The sequence below is a fragment of the Corallococcus praedator genome (assembly GCF_003612125.1).
Lineage (GTDB): Bacteria > Myxococcota > Myxococcia > Myxococcales > Myxococcaceae > Corallococcus > Corallococcus praedator.
The window spans coordinates 1-20,974 of record NZ_RAWI01000079.1 but is presented as its reverse complement, the minus strand read 5'-3'; the positions used below and the strand labels follow the sequence as shown (position 1 = coordinate 20,974).

Below are 20,974 nucleotides of genomic sequence, written 5' to 3'. Positions count from 1 at the left end.
GTTCGGAGTCCCGAAGGACCGATGCGTGCGACACCACCGGGTACTCGCAGGCGCTGTCGCCGCCGGGAGGCCATGCTCGAAGTACCCATGCGCTAGGGCCCCTGCCCTTCCGCGCGGGCCGCAGGCGTTTCATCCGGGCCCAGCCGCAGGGCGCGCAGCGCGAGGAAGTTGAACGGATCCACGTCCAGCCCGTGCAGCCGCGCCCGCGCCCGGAAGTACCGGTCCGGGTGGTACAGCGGCGCGATGACGGCCTGCTCGCCCACCAGCACCTCCTGGGCCTTCGCGTACAGCTCGCGCGCGTGCGCGGCATCCGCGTCGCCGTCCGCCGCCTCCAGCAGCTGCTCGAAGCGCTGCATCGGTTCGCCGCGGCCCTGCGTCTCCCAGCCGGTCTGGTGGTTGCCCTGCCGTTCGAAGAGCGTGAAGAACGTGTTCGGGTGCGCGTAGTCCGCGCCCAGCCGGCGCAGGTACAGGTCATAGGCCCGAGTCCCCTGCGGCGTCCGCCGCGCCACCTCCGCGGAGAAGTCCGAGCGCGAATCCACCACCACCCGCACCCCCACCCGCGCGAGCTGCGCCGCGATGCGCTCCGCCAGCGCCTCCTCCGGCACGAACGAATCCCCCGCCTTCACCACCAGCCGCAGCGGCCGGTCCAGGCCCTTCACCGCCGCCAGCTCCGCCTTCGCGCGCTCCGGTTCGTAGTGGGGCAGTCGCGCGGCCTGCTCGGGCGTGGCCGCGTCCGGCAGCTCCGGCGGCAGCAGCACGTTCGTCGCGCGCGCCGCCGGCAGCAGCCCCGCGAGCAGCGCCTCCCGGTCCAACGCCCGCGCCAGGGCCCGACGCACCTCGGGCCTGTCCAACGGCGGCCGCTCCGTGTTGAAGCCGAGGAAGTACGTGGACAACAGGGGCTCGCGCTTCAGGTCCCCGGGCCGCATCCCCCGCAGCGCCGCCGCGCTGTCCACGAAGACGAAGTCCACGCGCCCCCGCTCATACAGCGCCGGGCCGATCTCCGACTTCATCAGCGTCAGCACCGGCGCCGGCTTCTCCCCCGGCCCCATGGGCGGAGGGAACGCGCTCAGCGGGTTGTACACGAGCCGCACGCGCTCCCCGGCGCGGTCCCAACGCTCCACGCGATAGGGCCCCACCGCCAGCGGACGCCCATCGCGAGGCCGGTCGAAGTAGTCGCGCACCGCCTCGTCCGACTTCCCTTCCAGGTCCACCGACGGAGAAGGAAAGAACAGGTACACGTTCGCCAGGCGCGCCAGGAAGTAGCTCCGGGGCCGCGCCAGCGTCACGCGCAGCGTCCGTGCATCCACGGCCTCCACGCCCACGCGGGACAGCGCGGCCTGGACCTCCGCCGCCGGGGCCCCGCGCTCCAGCAGCGCGAGCACCGCTTCGGCGCCCTCCAGGTCCGCCATCTCCCCGCGCTCGCGGCCCAAGAGCGCCCGGTGCCAGCCGAAGACGAAGTCGCGCGCCGTGACAGGGGAACCGTCGGACCAGTTCACGTCCGCGCGCAGGTGGAAGGTGTAGACCTCCCGCCCGGAGGCATCCGCCTCGCGCGTCCACCGCTCCGCCAGTCCCGGCCGCACGGAGTGGTCCGGGCCCAGCGTGGTGAGCCCCTTCTGCGTGGCGAGCATCACCGGGTAGTTCACCCAGCTCATCGGATCCGAGTGGCTCCAGTCGAGCGTGGTGGGCATCGCCGGCACCACCACCTTCACGCCCGGCTCGGGCTGGAAGCCGCACGGCCCGCAGGCCGCGACCATCACCAGCACCAGGGAGTACCCAAGGATTCGAGCGCGAGGAGCCACCGCCCGCGTTGTACCCCGACACGCCCGCAAAAACAGAAGCCAGGAAGCCCACCGACGCAGGGTCGGCCGGCATCCTGGCTTCGGTACCACCCGCCCCTGGGCCCTTCACGGGCCCCGAGGCTCAAGGCCCCTTAAGTCGGGGCCGCCGTCGGCGTGGAGACCACTTCCGTCATGGGCAGGCCGCCCTTGAGGTTGTCGCCCGCGCCCTTGCGGCCGAACTCCTCCGGCTTGTCCAAGAGCAGCGCCTCGCGCAGCACGTCGTCCACGAACTCCACCGGGACGATGCGCAGCGCCTTGCGGATCTTCAGCGGGATGTCCTTCAGGTCCTTCTTGTTCGCCTTCGGGATGAGGACCGTCTTGATGCCCGCCCGGTGCGCCGCCAGCGTCTTCTCCTTCAGACCGCCGATGGGCAGCACGCGGCCGCGCAGCGTGATTTCACCCGTCATCGCCACGTCGCGGCGGACCGGGACGCGGGTGAGCGCGCTCACCAGGGCCGTGGCCATGGTGACGCCCGCGGACGGACCGTCCTTGGGAATGGCGCCTTCCGGCAGGTGGACGTGGATGTCGTAGTTCTCGAACACCTTGCGGTCGATGCCGAAGCGCTCCGCGCGGCTGCGCACGTAGGACATGGCCGCCTGCGCCGACTCCTGCATCACCTCGCCCAGCTTGCCCGTGATGATGAGCTTGCCCTTGCCCGGCATGGACGTGGCTTCCGTGGTGAGGATCTCACCGCCCAGCTCCGTCCACGCGAGGCCCGTGACGATGCCCACCTGGTCCTCGCTCTCCGCCACGCCGTAGCGGAAGCGGGGCGTGCCCAGGAACTTCATCGCCTGCTTGCGGTCCACCTCGATGAGGTCCCGCTTGCCGTTCTTCAGCACGTCGCGGGCAATCTTGCGGAACACGCCACCAATCTCACGCTCCAGCGAACGCACGCCCGACTCGCGCGTGTACCGGTGCACGATGGTCTTCAGCGCGTCGTTGCTGATGTCGATCTTCAGGTCCGCCAGCCCGTTGGCCTCCTGCTCCTTCGGGATGAGGTAGCGCCGCGCGATGGAGAGCTTCTCCGGCTCGGTGTACCCCGCGATGCGAATCACCTCCATGCGGTCCTGCAGCGGACCGGGGATGTTGTGCATCGTGTTCGCGGTGCAGATGAACATCACCTTGGACAGGTCGTAGTCCAGGTCCAGGTAGTGGTCGTTGAAGTTGTGGTTCTGCTCCGGGTCCAGCACCTCCAGCAGCGCCGCGCTCGGGTCGCCACGGAAGTCCGTGGACATCTTGTCGATCTCGTCCAGGAGGAACACGGGGTTGTTGCTGCCCGCCTTCTTCAGGGACTGGATGAGCTTGCCCGGCATCGCGCCGATGTACGTGCGGCGGTGGCCGCGGATCTCCGCCTCGTCGCGCACGCCGCCCAGCGACAGGCGCACGAACTTGCGGCCCGTGGCCCGCGCGATGCTGCGCGCCAGCGACGTCTTGCCCACGCCCGGAGGACCCACGAAGCACAGCACGGGGCCCTTGAGCTTCTTCACCAGCTGCTGCACGGCCAGGTACTCGAGGATGCGCTCCTTCGGCTTCTTCAAGCCGTAGTGGTCCTCGTTAAGCACGCGCTCCGCTTCGGTGACGTCCAGCCGGTCCTGGGTCTCGTCGTACCAGGGCAGGCTGATGATCCAGTCGATGTAGTTGCGGACGACCGTGGCCTCGGCGCTCATCGGGCTCATCATCCGGAGCTTCTTCAGCTCCTTCTTGACCTTGAGCGTGGCCTCCTTGCTCATCCGCTTGTTCTTCAGCTTCTCTTCAATCTCCTGGATCTCGTTCTTGAACTCGTCGCGCTCACCCAGTTCCTTCTGAATGGCCTGCATCTGCTCATTCAGGTAGTACTCCTTCTGGGTCTTCTCCATCTGCTTCTTGACGCGCGTGCGGATCTTCTTCTCCACCTGGAGGATTTCGATCTCGCCCTGCATGAGTTCGTAGAGCTTCTCCAGCCGCTTCGCCGGGGACTCCGTCTCGAGCAGCGCCTGCTTGTCGTTCAGCTTCAGCGACAGGTGCGCGACGATGGTGTCCGCGAGACGCGCCGGGTCGTCGATGCTGGCGACCTGCATCAGCATCTCGGGCGGGATGCGCTTGTTGAGCTTCACGAAGGCTTCGAAGACGGAGTGGACGGAGCGCACCAGCGCCTCCAGCTCCACGCTCTTCTCCTGCGTCTCCTCGACCTCATCCACCTCGACCATGAAGAAGGCGTCGTTCGGGTGGAACTTCTTCACCTTGGCCCGGCGCACGCCCTCCACCAGCACCTTCAGCGTGCCGTCGGGGAGCGGGAGGAGCTGGATGATGTGACCGATGGTGCCGAAGTGGAAGATGTCGTCCGGCGAGGGGTCGTTCGTCTTGGCCTTCTTCTGGGCGGCCAACAGGATGACGGCCTTGTCATCCGGACCCTTGTGGGCCATCGCGTCCTTCAGGGCCGCGATCGACTTCTCACGTCCGACGAACAGCGGCACCACCATGTGCGGGAACACGATGATGTCCCGAAGGGGCAAGAGCGGGATGGTGAGTCCCCGCTTCTGGGCTTCCTTCTTGTCGTCACGTCCGAAGAACATGTATCCGCCACCCGCTGGCCTGCCAGACAGGCAGGCCCTTCAAGAGTTGCCCACATGCCCGCCGAGCGCGCATGCAGGGTGAAACACCGCTCTATAACACGCCGGTCGCGGCCCCCGTTCCCGTCACAAGATGGGGGGTCCGCACCCTGCCTTCAAGGGAACACCGGGAGGCGGGACCATGTCCTCCCAGGGGTTTACTGGCCCTCGGCCGCCACCCCGCCCACCGGGCGAGCCACATCCAGCACCTGGAAGAGGAAGGCGTACATGTCCGCGCTGGACTCAATGGCCTTGGCCACCTGGTCCGCCCCTCCGTGACCCGCGTTCGCTTCGATTCGTAGCAACGTGGGCGCCGAATTGCCCTTCGCGTTCTGCACCGCCGCGACGAACTTTCGCGCGTGCATGGGGTCCACCCGGTCGTCGTGGTCCGACGACATCATCAGGAGCGCCGGGTACTTCACGTCCTGACGCACGTGGTGGTAGGGCGAATAGGCGTACAGGGTCTTGAACTGCGCCGCGTCGTCCGCGGACCCGTACTCCGGCACCCACGTCCGCCCGCTGCCAAACAGGTGGTAGCGCACCATGTCCAGGAGCGGCACGCCGCACACCACCGCGCCGTACAGCTCCGGCCGCTGGGTCATCGCCGCGCCCACCAGCAGGCCGCCGTTGCTGCCGCCGTAGATGGCCAGCTTCTTGGCCTGCGTGTACCGCTCCTTCGCCAGGAACTCGGCCGCGCCGGTCAGGTCGTCGAACACGTTCTGCTTGTTCGCGCCCTTGCCCGCGTCATGCCACGCGGTGCCGTACTCGCCGCCGCCGCGCAGGTTGGCCACCGCGTAGATGCCGCCCGCGTCCAGCCACGGCAGGATGCTCGCGCGGAAGGTGGGCTGCATGCTCACGAAGAAGCCGCCGTAGCCGTACAGCAGCGTGGGCGCATTTCCGTCCTTCTTCAGCCCCTTCTTGTAGACAAGGAACATGGGCACCTTCGTGCCGTCCTTGGACGGGTAGAACACCTGCTCCGCGGTGTACGCGTCCGGGTCCATGGGCACCTCCACCTTCGCCCACAGGTCCACCTTCCCGCTCTTCACGGACGTCCGGTACACCTGCCGGGGCGTGGTGAAGGAGCTGTAGGCGAAGTAGGCGTCGTCCTGGTCCTCCAGGCCCAGCAGGTTGCTGGCGGCGCCCACGCCCGGAAGCTGAACGGTGCGCACCGGCTTGCCCTCCAGCGTGGTGATGCGCAGCTCCGTGGTCGCGTCCTTCAGGTACTCCAGCGCCAGGTGGCCCCCCACCAGCGACACGCTCTCCAGCGCCGCCTTGGGGTCCTCCGACACCAGCTCCTTCCAGTTCGCGCGCTCGGGCTTCTTCGGGTCCACGCCGAAGACGCGCTGGCGCGGGGCGCCCTCGTCGGTGACGACGTAGAAGCGGTCCTTCCAGGGGATGACGTTGTACTTGGCGCCCTTGCCCTTCACGAGCAGCCGCCAGTCCTTCTCACCCGGGTGCTTCCAGTAGACGTCGTTCTCGCTCCAGCCGCGCAGGATGGAGACGAAGAGGTACTTGCCGTCGCGCGACAGGTCGCCCTGGAGGAACGTCGTCGGGTCGCCCGTGCGCTCGTGCACCACCACGTCGTTCTTCGGGTCCTGGCCCAGCACGTGGAACTTGAGCGTGGTGTAGCCCGGGCGCGCGTCCACGGGGATGGAGGGGTCCGTGGGCAGCCACTCGTAGTAGAAGCCCTTGCCGTCCGGGGTCCAGTGGGGCGTCGCGTACTTCGCGCCTTCAATCACGTCCACCTTGGACCATTCCCCGGTGGCCACATCCATCACGTGCAGCACGGCCTCGTCCGCGGCGTTGGGGCGCAACGGGAAGGCCACGCGCTTGCCGTCCCACGACGGCACCCACCGGCCCAGGGACACTTGGCCGTCCTTGCTCAGGGCGTTCGGATCCAGCAGCACCTTCTCCTGTCCGGACTCGCCGTCCTTCCAGTAGACGATGGCCTTCTCCTTGTCCTTGTGGGTGCGCATGAAGAAGTAGCGCTGGCCCCGGCGGAAGGGCGCCGTCACCGAGTCCACGTAGAACAGCTCCGTGAAGCGCTTCGCCAGCGCGTCGCGGCCCGGCATCTTCGCGAGCGCGTCGCGGGTGAAGCCGTCCTGCACCTTCATCCAGGCCTGCACCTCGGGGGCCTTCTCGTCCTCCAGCCAGCGGTACGGGTCCGCCACCTGCTGGCCGTGAAGCGTGTCCACCACCGCTTCGGAACGGGTCGCCGGGTAGGTCATGCGGGAGGGGCCCTCCTGGGCCGGAGCGCTGGTGCCAGCGGGCACCTGCGAGGACGCGGAAGGAGGAACCTCTTCGCGCGTGGCCTCCTTCGTGGACGTGCAGGCCGACAGCAACAGCAGGGCAGGCATGAGGTGCTTTCTCATGGGGGACAGCAGATACAAGAAGCCCCCGGCCCCGGCCCGGAAAAAGTGCGGGCTCGGCCTCCCGCCTGCGTCCCTCCGAAACGACGAAGGGCGCGTCCCGGGCCGCGCTCCTGCTCGCGGTGCTCCGTGACGCGCCCCGTCATGTCCGTGCGGCGGCGTTCAACCGCCGCGCGGGCTCAGGCGGATTCCTTCTTCGGCTCCGGTGTCTCCTTGTTGTCCTGGGAGTGGAGCACCACGGGCTCGCTCTTCTTGAGGATGACCTCCTCGGAGATGAGCACCTCGCGGGCCGTCTTGCGGGACGGGATTTCGTACATCACGTCCAGCATGGCGGTCTCCAGGATGGAGCGCAGGCCACGGGCGCCAGCCTTGCGGCGGATGGCTTCGGACGCGATGGCCTTGAGGGCGCCGTCGGTGAACTTCAGCGACACGCCGTCCAGCTCGAAGAGCTTGCGGTACTGCTTGGTGAGCGCGTTCTTGGGCTCGCCCAGGATGTTCACCAGCGCGCCCTCGTCCAGCTCCTCCAGCGCGGTGATGATGGGCAGACGGCCGATGAACTCCGGAATCATGCCGAACTTGAGCAGGTCCTCCGGCTCCACCTGACGCAGCAGCTCACTGAGGTTGCGCTGCTTGCGCGATTGAATCTCCGCGCCGAAGCCCAGGCTGCGGCCGCCCATGCGGCGCTCAATCACCTGCTCCAGGCCGCCGAACGCGCCGCCGCAGATGAAGAGGATGTTGGTGGTGTCCACCTGCAGGAACTCCTGCTGGGGGTGCTTGCGGCCGCCCTTGGGCGGGACGTTGGCCACCGTGCCTTCGATGATCTTCAGCAGGGCCTGCTGCACGCCCTCACCGCTCACGTCGCGGGTGATGGACGGGTTCTCCGACTTGCGGGCGATCTTGTCGATTTCGTCGATGTAGACGATGCCCCGCTGCGCGCGCTCGATGTCGTGGTCGGCGGCCTGCAGCAGGTTGACGATGATGTTCTCCACGTCCTCGCCCACGTAGCCGGCCTCCGTGAGGCACGTGGCGTCCGCGATGGTGAAGGGGACGTTGAGGATGCGCGCCAGGGTCTGCGCGAGCAGCGTCTTGCCGGAGCCCGTGGGGCCGAGCAGCAGGATGTTGCTCTTCTGCAGCTCCACGTCGTCCATGGCGACCTTGGACTCGATGCGCTTGTAGTGATTGTGCACCGCCACCGACAGCGTCTTCTTCGCCCGCTCCTGGCCCACCACGTACTCGTCCAGCACGGCCTTGATTTCAGAGGGCCGGGGGATGCGCAGCTTGGTGTCCTTGGTCTCCTCGCGGTCGATCTCCTCCGCGATGATGTCGTTGCACAGCCCGATGCACTCGTCGCAGATGTAGACCGTCGGGCCCGCGATGAGCTTCTTGACCTCCTTCTGCGACTTTCCGCAGAACGAGCAGCAGAGGGTCTGGTTGTCTCGCTTCTCCACGTTCTTACCCGCCATGAAATCCCTCGCTGCCTGTAAGGCCCCAACCGACTTCGCGTCCGGTCCCCTGCCCCTGCCCCAATCTAGTCAGCCCCCATCGGGGACGTCCACGCACCTTCCGGGTACTTAACAAGGAGAAAATGACCGCGACGCGGAAAGAAGAAGGCCGGAGGCGCGGGAAGGCATTCCCAGCACCCCCGGCCGCCGGCCGAGTCCCTGTCACCCCGGTCCGTTCTGTCTACTTCTTCTCTTCCGCCTTCACGCCGGCGACCTTGCGGGGGTCCTGGATGGAATCCAGGATGCCGTAGGCCTTCGCCTCGGGCGCGCTCATGAAGTAGTCGCGGTCCGTGTCCTTCTCCACGCGCTCGATCGTCTGCCCGGTGTGCTTGACGATGAGCTCGTTGAGCTTCGCCTTCATCCGGAGGATTTCACGGGCCTGGATTTCGATGTCCGTCGCCTGCCCGCGGGCGCCGCCCAGGGGCTGGTGGATCATGATGCGGCTGGAGGGCAGCGAGTAGCGCTTGCCCTTCGCGCCGGCCAGCAGCAGCACCGCGCCCATGGAGGCGGCCTGACCCACGCAGATGGTGGACACCGGCGCCTTGACGTACTGCATCGTATCGTAGATGGCGAGGCCCGCCGTGACGGAGCCACCCGGCGAGTTGATGTAGAGGTTGATGTCCTTGTCGGGGTCCTCGGACTCCAGGAACAGGAGCTGGGCGACGATGGCGTTGGCCACATCGTCGTCAATCTCCGTTCCCAGCATCACGATGCGGTCCTTCAGGAGCCGGCTGTAGATGTCGTACGAGCGCTCACCCCGGTGGGTCTGCTCGATGACGTAGGGGACGGGCATGAAGGGCATGTCGGATGGACCTCTAGAAGGAGCGCTTGAGTCTTACTGGGAGAAAAGCCTCAAGAATACTTCGCCCGACCCTTGAGGAATTCAATCGTCTTTTCCTCACGGAGTCGCAGAGACAACCCCAGCCGCTCATCCGGGCCCTTGAAGTACTTCTCCACCTGGGCGACGGGCTGGTTGGCCTCGATGGCGAGGTCTTCGATGCGCTTCTTCACGTCCTCGTCGGACGCCTGGATGTTCTGCTGCTGGGCGATGGCCTCGAACAGGAGCGTGCCCTTCACCTCCAGCACGGCCTTCTCGCGCATCTCCTCGCGCAGCCGGTTGAAGTCCAGGTTGAGCTGGCGCGGGTCGATGCCCTGGCGCTGCATCTGGCGGAAGGCGCCCTCCATCATGGAGTCGATGGCGCGCTCCACCATGGCGCGGGGAACCTCGAACGGGTTCTTCTCCAAGAGGGCCTTGATGAGCGCGTCGCGCTCGTCCACCTGGACCTGGTTCTTCTTGTTCTTCTCCAGGTCGGAGCGGATCTTCGCGCGCAGCTCGTCCACCGTCTGCGCGACGCCGGACTCCTTGGCGAAGGCGTCGTCCAGCTCCGGCACCACCGACTTCTTCAGCTCCTTGACGGTGATGTGGAAGGTCGCCGTCTTCCCGCGGATGTCCTCCACCTGGTAGTCCGGGCCGAAGGTGTACTCGACGTCCTTCGACTCGCCGACCTTCACGCCCTCCAGCTGCGGGATGTTGCCCTCGATGAGCTCGCCCGCCTGCACGCGCACCCCGATGCCGTCCGCCTTGCTGCCGGGGAACGGGTTGCCATCCACCTTCGCCTCGAAGTCGATGGTGACCTGATCGCCGGAGGCCGCGGTGTCGCGGTCGGTGATGGGCTCGATGCGGCCCTGGTTCTGGCGCATCCGTTCAATCTGCTCGTTCACCGCCTCATCGGAGATGGTGGCGTCGATCTTCGTGAGCGACACGCCCTCGAAGTCCTTGGCCTCCACGCGCGGCTTCACCTCCACGCGGGCCTCGAAGGAGAAGGGGGCATTGGGCTTGATGCCGGAGTTGGTCACCTGGGGCGAGGCGACGGCCTCCACCTTGTGCTCGCGCACGGCCTCCAGGTAGGCCTTCTGCACCACGCGCTGGATGACGTCGTCTTCCACCTGCTCGCGGTAGCGCTGCTCCAGGATGCGGCGGGGAACCTTGCCCTGGCGGAAACCAGGCAGCTTCACCTGGCCGCTGAGCGCGGCGTACGCGCGGTTGAGTTCCTCCGCCACGCGGGCGTTGTCGACCTCGATGGAGAGCTTCTTCTCGATGGGAGAAAGCTCCTCGACCTGGACCTTCATGCGGGCCTCGCTCGCCACCCACGGGTCTTGATGCCCGGGCGGCAACCGGAAAGTGGGACGTGCGGCTTTAGGGGATAGGCACGAACGGGTCAACGCGAAATGGGCGAGGAGGGACTCGAACCCTCACACCTTGCGGTACCAGATCCTAAGTCTGGCGCGTCTACCAGTTTCGCCACCCGCCCGGCGCGACAGGCAACTGTCCTACCGCGAAACCTGGGGGCGGGACAGGGGCCTTCCGGCGTGTACGACGCCGGAAAAGAAACAGGGCCCCTTCATTCCTGAAGGGGCCCTGCGAGTGAGAGCGGAGGGAATCGAACCCACAACCTATGGATTAAGAGTCCATTGCTCTGCCAATTGAGCTACGCTCCCGACTGCTTGGCCTCGACGCGTTGGCTGCGCGACGTCGATGGCGGCGGTGAATACCCGTCGCCACGCGCGCTGTCAAAACGTTTCTGCACCCCCCTTTCATTCTTCGCGTGGTGACCGGATGGCCGGCGTGCTGCCGGCCATCCCTGGATCGCCGCGACGATGCGAAGGCGCGGGCCGGCCTGCATGTTGATCCACGCCGCGATGCGCTTCAGGCCTGTAGCACGGGCCCGGGGAAAGCCCCTGCCTGCACGGGAGGGGTGCGGCATCCGGCGGCAACCAGGTGGGCGGGCGAGGGTCGCCCGTCCTTTTCGTGGAGTGGATGCAGGAGATGACTGTGATGGAAGCCAACGTGAAGGCGGACGGAGCGACGTCGCCGCAGGGCGCGGCCTGGAACCGGGAGCGGGTGGACCTGGTGAAGCGGACCATCTGCCCCCGGGGCATCAGCGAGGACGAGTTCGCCCTCTTCATCGAGCAGTGCAAGCGCAGCGGGCTGGATCCGCTGCTCAAGGAAGCCTTCTGCGTGGCGCGCCGGCAGAACGTGGGCAACCGCGAGCGGCCCAACTGGGTGACCAAGTACGAGTTCCAGCCCTCGGAGGCCGGCATGCTGGCCCGCGCCGAGCGCTTCCCGGACTTCAAGGGCATCCAGGCGAGCGCGGTGTTCGCCGAGGACGAGATCGTCGTGGACCAGGGCAAGGGCGAAGTGGTGCACCGCTTCAACCCGGCCAAGCGCAAGGGCGCGCTGGTGGGCGCCTGGTCGCGGGTGGTGCGCGAAGGGAAGCTGCCCGTGGTGGTGTGGCTGGACTTCGCCGGCTACGTCCAGCAGACGCCGCTGTGGGCCAAGATTCCCACGACGATGATCGAGAAGTGCGCCCGGGTGGCGGCGCTGCGCAAGGCGTACCCGGAGGCCTTCGGCGGACTGTACGTGCGCGAGGAGATGCCAGCGGAGGAGTTCGACGCCCACGGCCATGCTCCGCCGCACGAGGAGCCCGTGCCTCCGTCAGGCGGCTACGAGGTGCTGGGCTCCAAGCCCGGCCCCATGAAGGCGTCCTTCCCCACCCTGGCTCCGGCACCGGCCCCGGTGGAGACGGCCCGTCCGGCGGAGGTAGAGACGCAGCAGCTCTCCATCGACGTGCCCCTGGCCCCGGCGGCCCCCGCCGCCGTTCCGGTCGTCGAGCCCGAGCGCCCCAAGGCGAGCGCCGTGGTGGTGGCGTTCGGCCCGCACAAGGGGAAGACCACGGCGGAGTTGTCCGACGACGAGTTGAGCGAGACCATCGACCTGGCGCACGAGAAGCTGATGGAGCAGCCCCGGGCCCGCTGGGCGAAGGCGATGCGCGAGAACCTCACCGCCCTGGAGGCGGAGACGGAGCTGAGATGCCGGGTGCCGTCCTCGAAGGACGGCGCTGGGACGACTCCGGAGGCCTGAGCCACGAAGGCGCCGCCGTTGGATGAAATGACGCCCGCGTCCCGCTATCGGGGCGCGGGCGTTGTGCTGTCCGGGGCGACAATCACAGACATTTCCGGGGGATACATCCACGAGCGCGGAGCTGGAGGCACCAGCGTCAAACGCGGCTTCGAGGGGGTTGAGACAGTGCGCCCAGAGGGACTTGAACCCCCAACCCTCGGCTTCGAAGGCCGATGCTCTATCCAGTTGAGCTATAGGCGCGGCGGGAAGCGAAGAAAAAGGGCGGACAACCGGGATCGAACCGGCAACCTCCGGAGTCACAGTCCGGCGCTCTAACCAGTTGAGCTATGTCCGCCGTCACTCACCCACATCACGGCTTTTGAAGCGGCGGTCTCCTACCGTGGAAACCGGGACCGTTCAAGGTCCAAATCAACAACCCTTCCAAGCAGGTTGGCGCCCCAGGCAGGACTCGAACCTGCGACCCCCGACTTAGAAGGTCGGTGCTCTATCCAGCTGAGCTACTGGAGCCTGCCGGAAAACCCTCACTGCACTGCTCAACGACGGCACTTCAAATCGGGGCGAGAGGATTCGAACCTCCGACCCCCTGCGCCCAAGGCAGGTGCGCTACCAGGCTGCGCTACGCCCCGAGAAGTGCCGCATTCTTCGCCCAACGCGGACGGACGCGCAAGCTTGCTGTTCCTGACGCCCGCCCGTCCGGTCAGAGCGCCAACAGGTACGGCCGCATCAACTGGAAGGCCTTGGCCCGGTGAGACACCCGCGCCTTCTCCTCCGGCGTCAGCTCCGCCATCGCGCGACCGCCCTGCCCCGCCACCTGGAACACGGGGTCGTAGCCGAAGCCGTGCGTCCCCTTCGGCGCATGGAGGATGACGCCCTCGCAGCGGCCCACCTCCACGCAGGGCTCGCCCGCGCCCACCACCAGCGCCAGGGCGCAGCGGAAGGACGCCGTGCGCTTATCGTCCGGCACGCCGGCCAGCTCCGTCAGCAGCTTCTCGTACCGGGCCCGATCATCCCCCGGCGCATAGCGCGCGGAGAGCACCCCGGGGCGTCCGCCCAGCGCGTCCACACACAGCCCCGAGTCGTCCGCGAGCGCCGGCAGCCCGGTGGCCCGCGAGTACTCCCGGGCCTTCTTCACCGCGTTCGCCTCGAAGGTGTCGCCGTCCTCCACGGGTTCGGGCACGGGGGGCAGGTCCTTGAGGGACACCACCTCCACCGCGTCGCCCACCAGCATGCGCAATTCGCGCAGCTTGCCGGCGTTGCCGGTGGCGAAGAGCAGCCGGGGCTTCATCCCAGCACCTTCGCCTGCGCGGCGGCGAGCTGCTGGATGGCGGCGAGGCCCCCGTCCAGCATCGCGTCCATCGCCTTGCGGTCGAAGAGCTTGTGCTCGGCGGTGCCCTGCACCTCCACGATGCGCCCGTCCGCCGTCGCCACGAGGTTCAGGTCCACGTCCGCGGTGGAGTCCTCGTCGTAGTCCAGGTCCACGCGCACTTCGCCGTTCACCACGCCCACCGACACGGCGGCCAGCGGGGTGAGCTTCGCCAACATGCCCGGCTTGTTGAGCGAGCGCATCGCCAGCACCAGCGCCACGTACGCGCCGGTGATGGACGCGGTGCGCGTGCCGCCGTCCGCCTGGATGACGTCGCAGTCCAGCGTGAAGGTGCGCACGCCCAGCGAGGTCAGGTCCACGGAGGCACGCAGGGCCCGGCCGATGAGCCGTTGAATCTCCATGGTGCGCCCGGTCTGCTTGCCCTTGGCGGCCTCGCGGGCGCCGCGGGTGTGCGTGGCGCGCGGGAGCATGCCGTACTCGGCCGTCACCCAGCCGGAGCCCTTGCCCATCAGGTGCGGCGGGACGCGATCCTCCACCGAGCAGGTGACGAGCACCTTGGTGTGGCCGAACTCCACCTGCACGGAGCCCTCCGCGTAGCGGTTGACGTTGGGCGTGAGGGTGACCGGCCGGAGATCCAGCGCACCACGTTGGAAGGAACGCACGAGGAAAGCTCCTGACGCGAGGGGACGTGAGCCCCGCGCTTTATCAGGGCCCGGTGGATCCAGCCACCGGCGCGGAGGGGGTGTGGTCCCGTCGGCGCGTCTCCCGGAGGAACGCCTGCACCCCGTCCGAGATGGCCTCCGCCAGCGCCTCCTGGTACGCGGCCTTCCCCAGCCGGGCGCCCTCCTGCGGGTGGGAGATGAACCCCACCTCGATGAGCACCGCCGGCGCCTCCACGCCCGTGAGGACGAAGAACGGCGCCTGCTGCACGCCCCGGTCCGCCGCGCCGCTCTTCGACACCAGGCGCGGGTGGATGGCGTAGGCCAGCCGGGACGCGTCCGAGTGCGCCTCCGTGCGCGCCAGGTCATCCAGGATGAAGGCCAGCGTGGAGTGTCCACGTCCAGCGCGGGCCGTGGGCGCCTCCGCGTTCTCGCGGTCCGCCACCGCTCGCGCCGCCTCGCCGGAGGCGTTGGCGGAGAGGAAGTACGTCTCGATGCCCTCGGTGCGCTCGCGCAGCCGCTTCGTGGGCATGGAGTTGGCGTGGATGGAGAGGAAGAGGTCCGGCCGCTGGGTGTTGGTGAACTCCACCCGCTCCGACAGCGCCATCTGCGTGTCCTGCTCGCGGGTGAGGAACACCTCGCTGCCCGCCGCCTCCAGCTTGTCGCGCAGGCGCTGGGCAATCTGGAGGGCGATCTCCTTCTCCCAGAGCTCTCCGGGCCCCTTCGCGCCCTCCTTCGCCCCGCCATGTCCCGGGTCGATGACGATGCGCGCACCGCGCTCCCCCGCCTGGGACAGGGCCGGAAGGAGGCACAGCAGCGCGAGCAGACACAAAGGGGAGGGGCGCGGCGACATTCGCCCCCGGATGCTACCGGAGGCCCGGCCCGGAGGCGAAATCCGCCCCCGTGCCGCCAACACTTCCGCCTTCGACTCAGCCCACCACGTCGATGCCCGCCCGGCCCGCCTGGACTTCGCCAATCAGGGCCGCGTCCACGCCCGCCTTCTCCAGCGCCTGCACCGCCTTGAGCGCATGGCGCGCAGGCACGCTGGCCAGCAGGCCGCCGTTGGTCTGCGCATCCGCCAGCAGCCACTGGATGTGCTCCGGCAGCCCTTCCGGGAAACGCACCTTCGGCTTCACGTGCGCCAGGTTCGTCTTCGTCCCGCCCGGCACCACGCCGTCCTCCGCCAGCCCCGGCACCTCCGCGATGAGCGGGATGCGCTCCAGGTCCAGGAGCGCCTTCGTCTTCGAGCCGGTCATCATCTCCAGCAGGTGGCCCAGGAGCCCGAAGCCCGTCACGTCCGTGAGCGCGTTCACCTTGAAGGCGCCCGAGGCGAACACCTCGCCGGCCGTCTTGTTGAGCGTGGTCATCTGCGCCGTCACCCGCTTCACGAGCGACTTGGACGCGAGGCCCCGCTTGATGGCGGTGGTGGCGATGCCGGTGCCCACGGGCTTGGTGAGGATGAGCACGTCCCCCGGCTTCGCCCCCGCGTTGGTGAGCACCTTCTTCGGGTGCACCACGCCGGTGACGGCCATGCCGTACTTGGGCTCCGGGTCGCGGATGCTGTGGCCTCCCAGGATGGGGATGCCCGCCTCGTCCGCCTTGGACTGGCCGCCCGCGAGGATCTTCTGGAGCACCTTGAGCGGCAGCTCCTCCGGGAAGCAGACGAGGTTCAGCGCGAACAGGGGCTTCGCGCCCATGGCCCAGATGTCCGACAGCGCGTTGGCCGCGGCGATGGCGCCGAACTGGAACGGGTCGTCCACGAGCGGCGGAAAGAAGTCCACCGTCTCCACCACCGCCATGCCCGGCGCCAGCTGGTACACCGCCGCGTCGTCGCTGGTGGTGAAGCCCACCAGGGCCTGCGGGGGTGCGGCCGTCTTCAGCCCGCCCAACACCCGCGCCAGGTCCCCTGCCTTCAACTTCGCCGCGCAACCCGCGCAGTGGCTCATCTCGGTGAGGCGTTTGGCCTTCACCGGTTTCTCGCCCGCCATCGTGTGTCCCCGCCCTACTCCGCGCGCACGTAGTCGCGCTTCATGAGCTGCACCACGGATTCGGCCGTGAGCACGTCGTCGCCGTCCGAGTGGTCCAGCACGCCGCCCAGCGAGCCGTGGTTGTGCACGAGCTGGAGCACGTCCATCAGCTCCGGCGTCAGTTCCTTGAGCGGCGGCGTCAGCGGCTGCGCGAGCCGGAGCGCCGTGGCCATGGGCGGCAGCTGCGGCTGCAGGCGCTTGAACTCGTCCAGCTGCCGGAGCGCGTCCATCAGGAGCGCCTCGGTGGAGGAGTCCAGCTCCACCATGAACTCCTGGCTGTCCGCGGCGCGCAGCTCGAAGTCACCCTCTTCCCAGGTGACGATGCGGTTGAAGCTCTTCTGCGGACCCAGGTTGTGGTTGTCGTCGATGACCGCGTAGTACACGCGGCCCTGGCGCAGGTAGATGCGGCCCTCGTGGGCGTTGTTCACCACGAGCACGCCGTTCTTCTTCGACGTGTGGAAGAGCTGGAGCAGGTCCGGGAGGGGGATCTCCTCGATCTTCCCCGTCATGGAGCTGGCCTTGGTGGTCCGCGCGGCCTGGGCGGCGGCGGCCTCCTCCAGCTTCTGCTTCACCACGCTCTCGTCCACGGAGGCGCTCTCCGCGCCCTGGTGCACGAGCTTGAGGATGGAGGTGCCGATGAGGATGCGGTCCCCCTCCTTGAGCCGGGCCTGCTTCACCTTCTCGCCGTTGACGAAGGTGCCGTTGGTGGAGCCCAGGTCCTCGATGGTGATCTTCCCGTCGGAGAACAAGATCTTCGCGTGCTTGCGCGAGACCATGTCCTCCACGAGCACCATGTCCAACTCGCTCGACCGTCCGACGACGATCTGCTTGTCGGCCTTCAGCGGGAACTCACCGCCCTGGTACTTCCCGGAGATGAACTTGAGGGCAAACGACTGCGCCGTACCGCTCGGAGTGCTCACGGTGCCGCGACCTCGATGATGGAAGTTGCCATGGTGCTCAACCCGTCACTTCCGCCTTCCCCGGGCTCTTCACCAGGTTCAGGTACATCTGCGCGCTCTTGTTGCCGGGACTGCGCACGAGCACGTCTTCCCAGACCTTCACCGCCTCGTCACGACGTCCCGCCGAGTACAGTGCGATTCCGTAATTGATCCGTCCAGGAATGTACGACGGATTCTGCGCGATGACCTGCTCGTACTCGGAGAGCGCGGCCGCGTTGTCCCCGGCATCCCGCAGGGCGTTGCCCAGCTTGAGGCGGATGTCCACGAACTCCGGGAAGTGCGCCAGCGCGCGGCGGTACTCTTCAATCGCCTTGGCCCACACGCCGCTGGAGGCGAACACGTCGCCGATGTCGGCGTACATGTTGGCCACCTTCTTCATGACGTAGGGGTCCAGCTCGCCGGGGGCGCCCTTCTGGCGGGACAAGGCGGCCTGGTAGACCTCCTTCGCCTCCGCGTACTTCCCCATGTCGTTGTAGATGACCGCGAGGTTGAGGGCGGCCTCGGTGTACGCGGGGTTGAGCCGCAACGCGGACTCGAAGGCACGCTGCGCCCGGGCGAACTGGCCCTGGTCGTGGTAGATGATGCCGAGCATGTTGTAGACGTCGGCGAAGGTCGGATTCTGCTCGACCACCTTCGTCAGGTACTGCTCGGCCTGGGCGTACTGCTTCTTCTCGAAGGAGCCGCGCCCGAGGGTCAGTAGCTGCTTGAGGGCTTCTTCCATGACTCGGCCCCGCGCGGGCCCCTTCCTCCGCGGGTAGCCTACATGAGGCTGGGCGAAAACAAGAATTGATCGCCCTGGCGCACCAGCAAAAGCGGACGCTCCCCCCGGGTGTCCACCGGGCGTGACGGAAGGTCTCCCTCCACCCGGTAGTGTTCCGTCACCACGGCTTCGTCCCGCTCCAGCCGCACGTACCACGCCACCACCGTCAGGCGCCGCTTGCGCAAGAGGGCCATCTCCTCCCACGTGTGCCCTGCCCCGCCGTCGCCCCCCGGGGCCGTCAGCCGCGTCAGCACGTCCGGCAATCCCTGCTCCAGGGCCCGCCGGCGCGCCTCCAGCGCGGCCACCACCGCCACCAGCCGGGGCGCCTCCGAAGGCACGGGCTTCCACCGCCCGGACTCGCGCGAGAAGGGCGTGAGTTCCACCCCCGCGGTGCTCACCACGGTGGCGCCCAGCTTCCCCTCGAAATCCAGCGTCGCGGCGGCCTCCGCCCGGTTCCCGTCCGGCGCCACCGACACGGAGATGCGGGCGTACTGGAGCTTCTGGGAAACCAGCGGAAGCGCGGAGCCGGGCACGGACAGCGACACGCCGTCGTGTTCGGCTTCCTTGAGGGAGGTGATGATCTCCGCCTCGGGTCCGGCCGCGGCGCCCAGCAGGCGCGGGCCCAGGAACACCAGAACGGCGAGCCCGGCGAGGGCGGCGATGAAGATGCCCCCCAGCCGGCCCCAGTCCTCCAGCCGTCTCACGACCCCAGCATCTTCTGGGCGCGCGCGGCGGCGGGGGTGCCCGGCAGGCGTTTGATGACCTCGCGCAGGGTGTCCTGGGCGCGCTGGGGCTCGTTGAGCTTCACGTAGGCGTTGTGCAGGTCGAAGAGGGCCTCCTCTTCCAGCGGCGTGCCCGGGTAGTCCTTGAGCAGCCCCTCCAGGCGCTGGGCCACGGCCTTCCAGCGCTCGCGCTTGGCGTAGAAGGACGCGACGTAGAGTTCATGGCGCGCGAGCCGCTCGCGCGCGTCGTCCGCGTGCACCTTGGCGTCCTTCGCGTACTGCGACTCCGGGTACAGGCGCAGGAAGGCGTTCATCGCCCGGAGCGCGTCGTACATGGGCTTCTGCTCCTTCTCGTAGGAAGGCGGCAGGGCGAAGAACTCCGAGGGGAACTCTTCCACGTAGGACAGGGCCGCGCGGTAGGCGGCGTAGTCCACCTTGGGGTGCGTGGGGTGCAGCTTCATGAAGGAGTCGAACTTCTCGCGCGCCTCCGGGAACATCTCCCGGGCGAAGTCCAGGTCGCCCAGCTTCAGCTCCGCCTCGCGGGCCGCCTCCAGGTACGGGTACTTCGCACGGACGTGGTCGTAGTACTTCTCCGCCTTGAGGAAGTCCTTGTCCTCCATGGCGGCGTCGCCCAGCGCCAGGTTCTCAGCGGCCTGGCCAGCGTAGTTGGGTTCGCCAGCGGGCCCCTGGGACAGGGCCGCGCAGCCGGAGAGCAAGAGGACGGTCACACACAGGACGACAGAGCGCATCACGCCCCCAAGCTATTCGTCCTGCCCGGAGGGGTCCAGCGAAGGTTCACCCACCAGTCGGGTAACGATGTCCGGCGAAAACCCACGGCTGAGCAGGAGCCTCCCCGCGCGGGCCTGCTCCTTCGCGTCCAGCGGGCGGCCCGTCAAGCGCCGCTTCTCCAGCACCTGCCGGGCGGCCTCCAGCGCGTCGAAGCCCACCGCGTCCTTCGCGGACGCCAGCGCCTGCCGGGCCACGGTGCCCTCCAGGCCGTGGGCCTGGAGCCGCTGGAGCACGGCGCGGGGCCCCAGCTTCCCCTTGCCCAAGAGCGACGTGGCGCGGTCGCGGGCGAACTTCGCGTCGTCCAGATAGCCCCACTGGGCAAGCCTGGAGAGCACCTCGTCGCGGACCGGGCCCGGGTAGCCCTTGCGCTCCAGGGCGAGCGTCAGCTCGTGGCGGCTGCGGGCGCGCACCGAGAGCAGGCGCAGGCAGGCGTCGGTGGCGCGCTGGACAGCCTCCGGACCTTCGGGCTCCTCAACCATCGCGGAGTCCCTACCATGTGGTAACAGGCCCCGCCATGCACCCCGTTCTCGCCCGCTTCCTCACCGCCGATGCCGCCAAGGAGACGCTTCGCAAGGAGAAGGCGGGTGAACCGCTGACTCCCGAGGAGCAGCACTTCGTGGCCGCCGCCGACGCGAACCCCAAGCAGCGCGCGATGCTGCAGGGCGTGAGCGGCCGCGCGCTGTCCTCCGACGCCCAGGCCTCGCTGGTGCTGCTGGCCGCGCACGCCGCCGCACGCGCCCTGGCGGAAGACCCGTCGCTCACCTCCGCCACGCAGAAGGCGCGCGAAGCCCTCAAGGAAGAGGGCGCGAGCGACGAGGAGACGGACGCGTTCCTCGCGTCCATCCTCCTGGAGGAGGCGTTCGGGTACGAGCAGGAGGTGGACGCCTTCGACGCGGACTACGTGAAGGAGTCGCTGGGCGAGGTGCCCGCCCTGGCCGCGCTGTCCAAGGCGTCCGTGGACGCGCTGTTCCTCGCGTTCATCAAGGCGTCGGAGAACGACGCGGACCGCAAGGCGCGCGAGCACATCGCCCGGGCCCTGTTCGAAATCGCCTGGGCCGAGGGCCCCACGTCCATCAACCCGGAGCACCTGGAGACGCTGCTCGACAACGAGGTCGTGCAGGAGTCCGACGAGGTGCAGGACGCGCGCGTGCGCGCCACCGTGTCGCTGCTGCAGACCCTGGCGCACCAGGGACTGGTGGGCCCGCTGCGCCTCACCCGGCTGCGCGCGCAGTTGGGGGATGACGACGCCTGAGCAGGGCTCCCGCTTCGCTCGAAGCGGGGGACGACGGCGCCCGGGCGGTCCCCTTCCCCGTCGGGGAATCGGAGCGACGCCCGGCGCTCGAGCCGTCAGAAGCGTTCGATCTGGAAGTCGTCGTCGCCCCCGGCCGCCGGAGCGGACGCGGGCACCGGGGCGGGCGCGGGAGGACGGGCCGCCTGCGGAGGCAGGGGCCGGCCCTGGACCACGCCGGGCGGAGGCGTGCCCGGGGGACGCCTCCGCCCGGCGTGGTCCAGGGC

Annotated in this window: 17 protein-coding genes and 6 tRNA genes; 2 read left to right on the top strand and 21 right to left on the bottom strand. The window is 68.4% G+C overall.

Going from position 1 to position 20,974, the window contains the following annotated elements; all coding sequences use genetic code 11:
- Positions 1 to 92: 92 nt before the first annotated feature.
- From D7Y13_RS13235 to D7Y13_RS13200, 8 genes are all read right to left on the bottom strand, one after another.
- Complete coding sequence (locus D7Y13_RS13235) at positions 93 to 1,754, bottom strand: peptide ABC transporter substrate-binding protein (protein WP_120584113.1); 1,662 nt, start codon at positions 1,752 to 1,754, stop codon at positions 93 to 95.
- Positions 1,755 to 1,930: 176 nt separating this feature from the next.
- Positions 1,931 to 4,390, bottom strand: a complete 2,460-nt coding sequence (lon, locus tag D7Y13_RS13230; RefSeq protein ID WP_120584108.1) for an endopeptidase La — start codon at positions 4,388 to 4,390, stop codon at positions 1,931 to 1,933.
- A gap of 194 nt (positions 4,391 to 4,584) precedes the next feature.
- Positions 4,585 to 6,783 (bottom strand): prolyl oligopeptidase family serine peptidase, encoded by a 2,199-nt coding sequence (locus D7Y13_RS13225; protein ID WP_233595624.1) that lies wholly within the window; start codon positions 6,781 to 6,783, stop codon positions 4,585 to 4,587.
- A gap of 191 nt (positions 6,784 to 6,974) precedes the next feature.
- Positions 6,975 to 8,258, bottom strand: coding sequence for an ATP-dependent Clp protease ATP-binding subunit ClpX (gene clpX / locus D7Y13_RS13220; protein WP_120533149.1), 1,284 nt, complete (start codon positions 8,256 to 8,258; stop codon positions 6,975 to 6,977).
- Between the two features lie 220 nt (positions 8,259 to 8,478).
- The gene (gene clpP / locus D7Y13_RS13215) at positions 8,479 to 9,099 is read right to left on the bottom strand and encodes an ATP-dependent Clp endopeptidase proteolytic subunit ClpP (RefSeq protein ID WP_120533148.1); all 621 of its coding nucleotides are present in this window, start codon (positions 9,097 to 9,099) and stop codon (positions 8,479 to 8,481) included.
- A gap of 50 nt (positions 9,100 to 9,149) precedes the next feature.
- Complete coding sequence (tig, locus tag D7Y13_RS13210) at positions 9,150 to 10,427, bottom strand: trigger factor (RefSeq protein ID WP_120533147.1); 1,278 nt, start codon at positions 10,425 to 10,427, stop codon at positions 9,150 to 9,152.
- A 100-nt stretch (positions 10,428 to 10,527) separates the two neighbouring features.
- Positions 10,528 to 10,609 (bottom strand) — tRNA-Leu (locus D7Y13_RS13205).
- A gap of 114 nt (positions 10,610 to 10,723) precedes the next feature.
- Positions 10,724 to 10,796: transfer RNA gene (locus D7Y13_RS13200), tRNA-Lys, on the bottom strand.
- 337 nt (positions 10,797 to 11,133) lie between these two features.
- Between D7Y13_RS13200 and bet the strand changes: the two genes are divergently transcribed.
- Complete coding sequence (gene bet, locus D7Y13_RS13195) at positions 11,134 to 12,219, top strand: phage recombination protein Bet (protein ID WP_120584106.1); 1,086 nt, start codon at positions 11,134 to 11,136, stop codon at positions 12,217 to 12,219.
- Positions 12,220 to 12,385: 166 nt separating this feature from the next.
- On the opposite strand, the gene D7Y13_RS13190 is transcribed toward bet, so the two are convergent.
- The 13 genes from D7Y13_RS13190 to D7Y13_RS13130 form a co-directional block, all read right to left on the bottom strand.
- A tRNA-Arg gene (locus tag D7Y13_RS13190) sits at positions 12,386 to 12,459 on the bottom strand.
- 20 nt (positions 12,460 to 12,479) lie between these two features.
- Positions 12,480 to 12,553: transfer RNA gene (locus D7Y13_RS13185), tRNA-His, on the bottom strand.
- Between the two features lie 96 nt (positions 12,554 to 12,649).
- Positions 12,650 to 12,726 (bottom strand) — tRNA-Arg (locus tag D7Y13_RS13180).
- A gap of 45 nt (positions 12,727 to 12,771) precedes the next feature.
- Positions 12,772 to 12,845: transfer RNA gene (locus D7Y13_RS13175), tRNA-Pro, on the bottom strand.
- Positions 12,846 to 12,916: 71 nt separating this feature from the next.
- Positions 12,917 to 13,504: an RdgB/HAM1 family non-canonical purine NTP pyrophosphatase gene (rdgB, locus tag D7Y13_RS13170; protein WP_120584105.1), complete on the bottom strand. Its 588-nt coding sequence runs from the start codon at positions 13,502 to 13,504 to the stop codon at positions 12,917 to 12,919.
- On the bottom strand, positions 13,501 to 14,205 hold the full coding sequence (gene rph / locus D7Y13_RS13165; protein ID WP_120533144.1) for a ribonuclease PH: 705 nt from the start codon (positions 14,203 to 14,205) through the stop codon (positions 13,501 to 13,503). Before rph ends, rdgB begins: the two co-directional genes overlap by 4 nt.
- A 43-nt stretch (positions 14,206 to 14,248) precedes the next feature.
- The gene (locus tag D7Y13_RS13160) at positions 14,249 to 15,055 is read right to left on the bottom strand and encodes an N-acetylmuramoyl-L-alanine amidase family protein (RefSeq protein WP_120584104.1); all 807 of its coding nucleotides are present in this window, start codon (positions 15,053 to 15,055) and stop codon (positions 14,249 to 14,251) included.
- Between the two features lie 76 nt (positions 15,056 to 15,131).
- On the bottom strand, positions 15,132 to 16,190 hold the full coding sequence (selD, locus tag D7Y13_RS13155; RefSeq protein WP_120584103.1) for a selenide, water dikinase SelD: 1,059 nt from the start codon (positions 16,188 to 16,190) through the stop codon (positions 15,132 to 15,134).
- Positions 16,191 to 16,204: 14 nt separating this feature from the next.
- Positions 16,205 to 17,149 carry an FHA domain-containing protein gene (locus D7Y13_RS13150; protein ID WP_120533141.1) on the bottom strand — a complete coding sequence of 315 codons (945 nt, stop codon included), beginning with the start codon at positions 17,147 to 17,149 and terminating at the stop codon, positions 16,205 to 16,207.
- Positions 17,150 to 17,186: 37 nt separating this feature from the next.
- Positions 17,187 to 17,909 carry a tetratricopeptide repeat protein gene (locus D7Y13_RS13145; RefSeq protein ID WP_120533140.1) on the bottom strand — a complete coding sequence of 241 codons (723 nt, stop codon included), beginning with the start codon at positions 17,907 to 17,909 and terminating at the stop codon, positions 17,187 to 17,189.
- 38 nt (positions 17,910 to 17,947) lie between these two features.
- Positions 17,948 to 18,652 carry a hypothetical protein gene (locus D7Y13_RS13140; protein ID WP_120584102.1) on the bottom strand — a complete coding sequence of 235 codons (705 nt, stop codon included), beginning with the start codon at positions 18,650 to 18,652 and terminating at the stop codon, positions 17,948 to 17,950.
- The gene (locus D7Y13_RS13135) at positions 18,649 to 19,419 is read right to left on the bottom strand and encodes an outer membrane protein assembly factor BamD (protein WP_120533138.1); all 771 of its coding nucleotides are present in this window, start codon (positions 19,417 to 19,419) and stop codon (positions 18,649 to 18,651) included. Before D7Y13_RS13135 ends, D7Y13_RS13140 begins: the two co-directional genes overlap by 4 nt.
- A 12-nt stretch (positions 19,420 to 19,431) precedes the next feature.
- Positions 19,432 to 19,938, bottom strand: a complete 507-nt coding sequence (locus D7Y13_RS13130) for a regulatory protein RecX (RefSeq protein WP_120533137.1) — start codon at positions 19,936 to 19,938, stop codon at positions 19,432 to 19,434.
- 35 nt (positions 19,939 to 19,973) lie between these two features.
- On the opposite strand from D7Y13_RS13130, the gene D7Y13_RS13125 reads away from it, so the two are divergent.
- Entirely contained in the window at positions 19,974 to 20,711 is a 738-nt protein-coding gene (locus D7Y13_RS13125) for a hypothetical protein (protein ID WP_120533136.1), read from the top strand.
- The last annotated feature ends 263 nt before the right edge of the window (positions 20,712 to 20,974 follow it).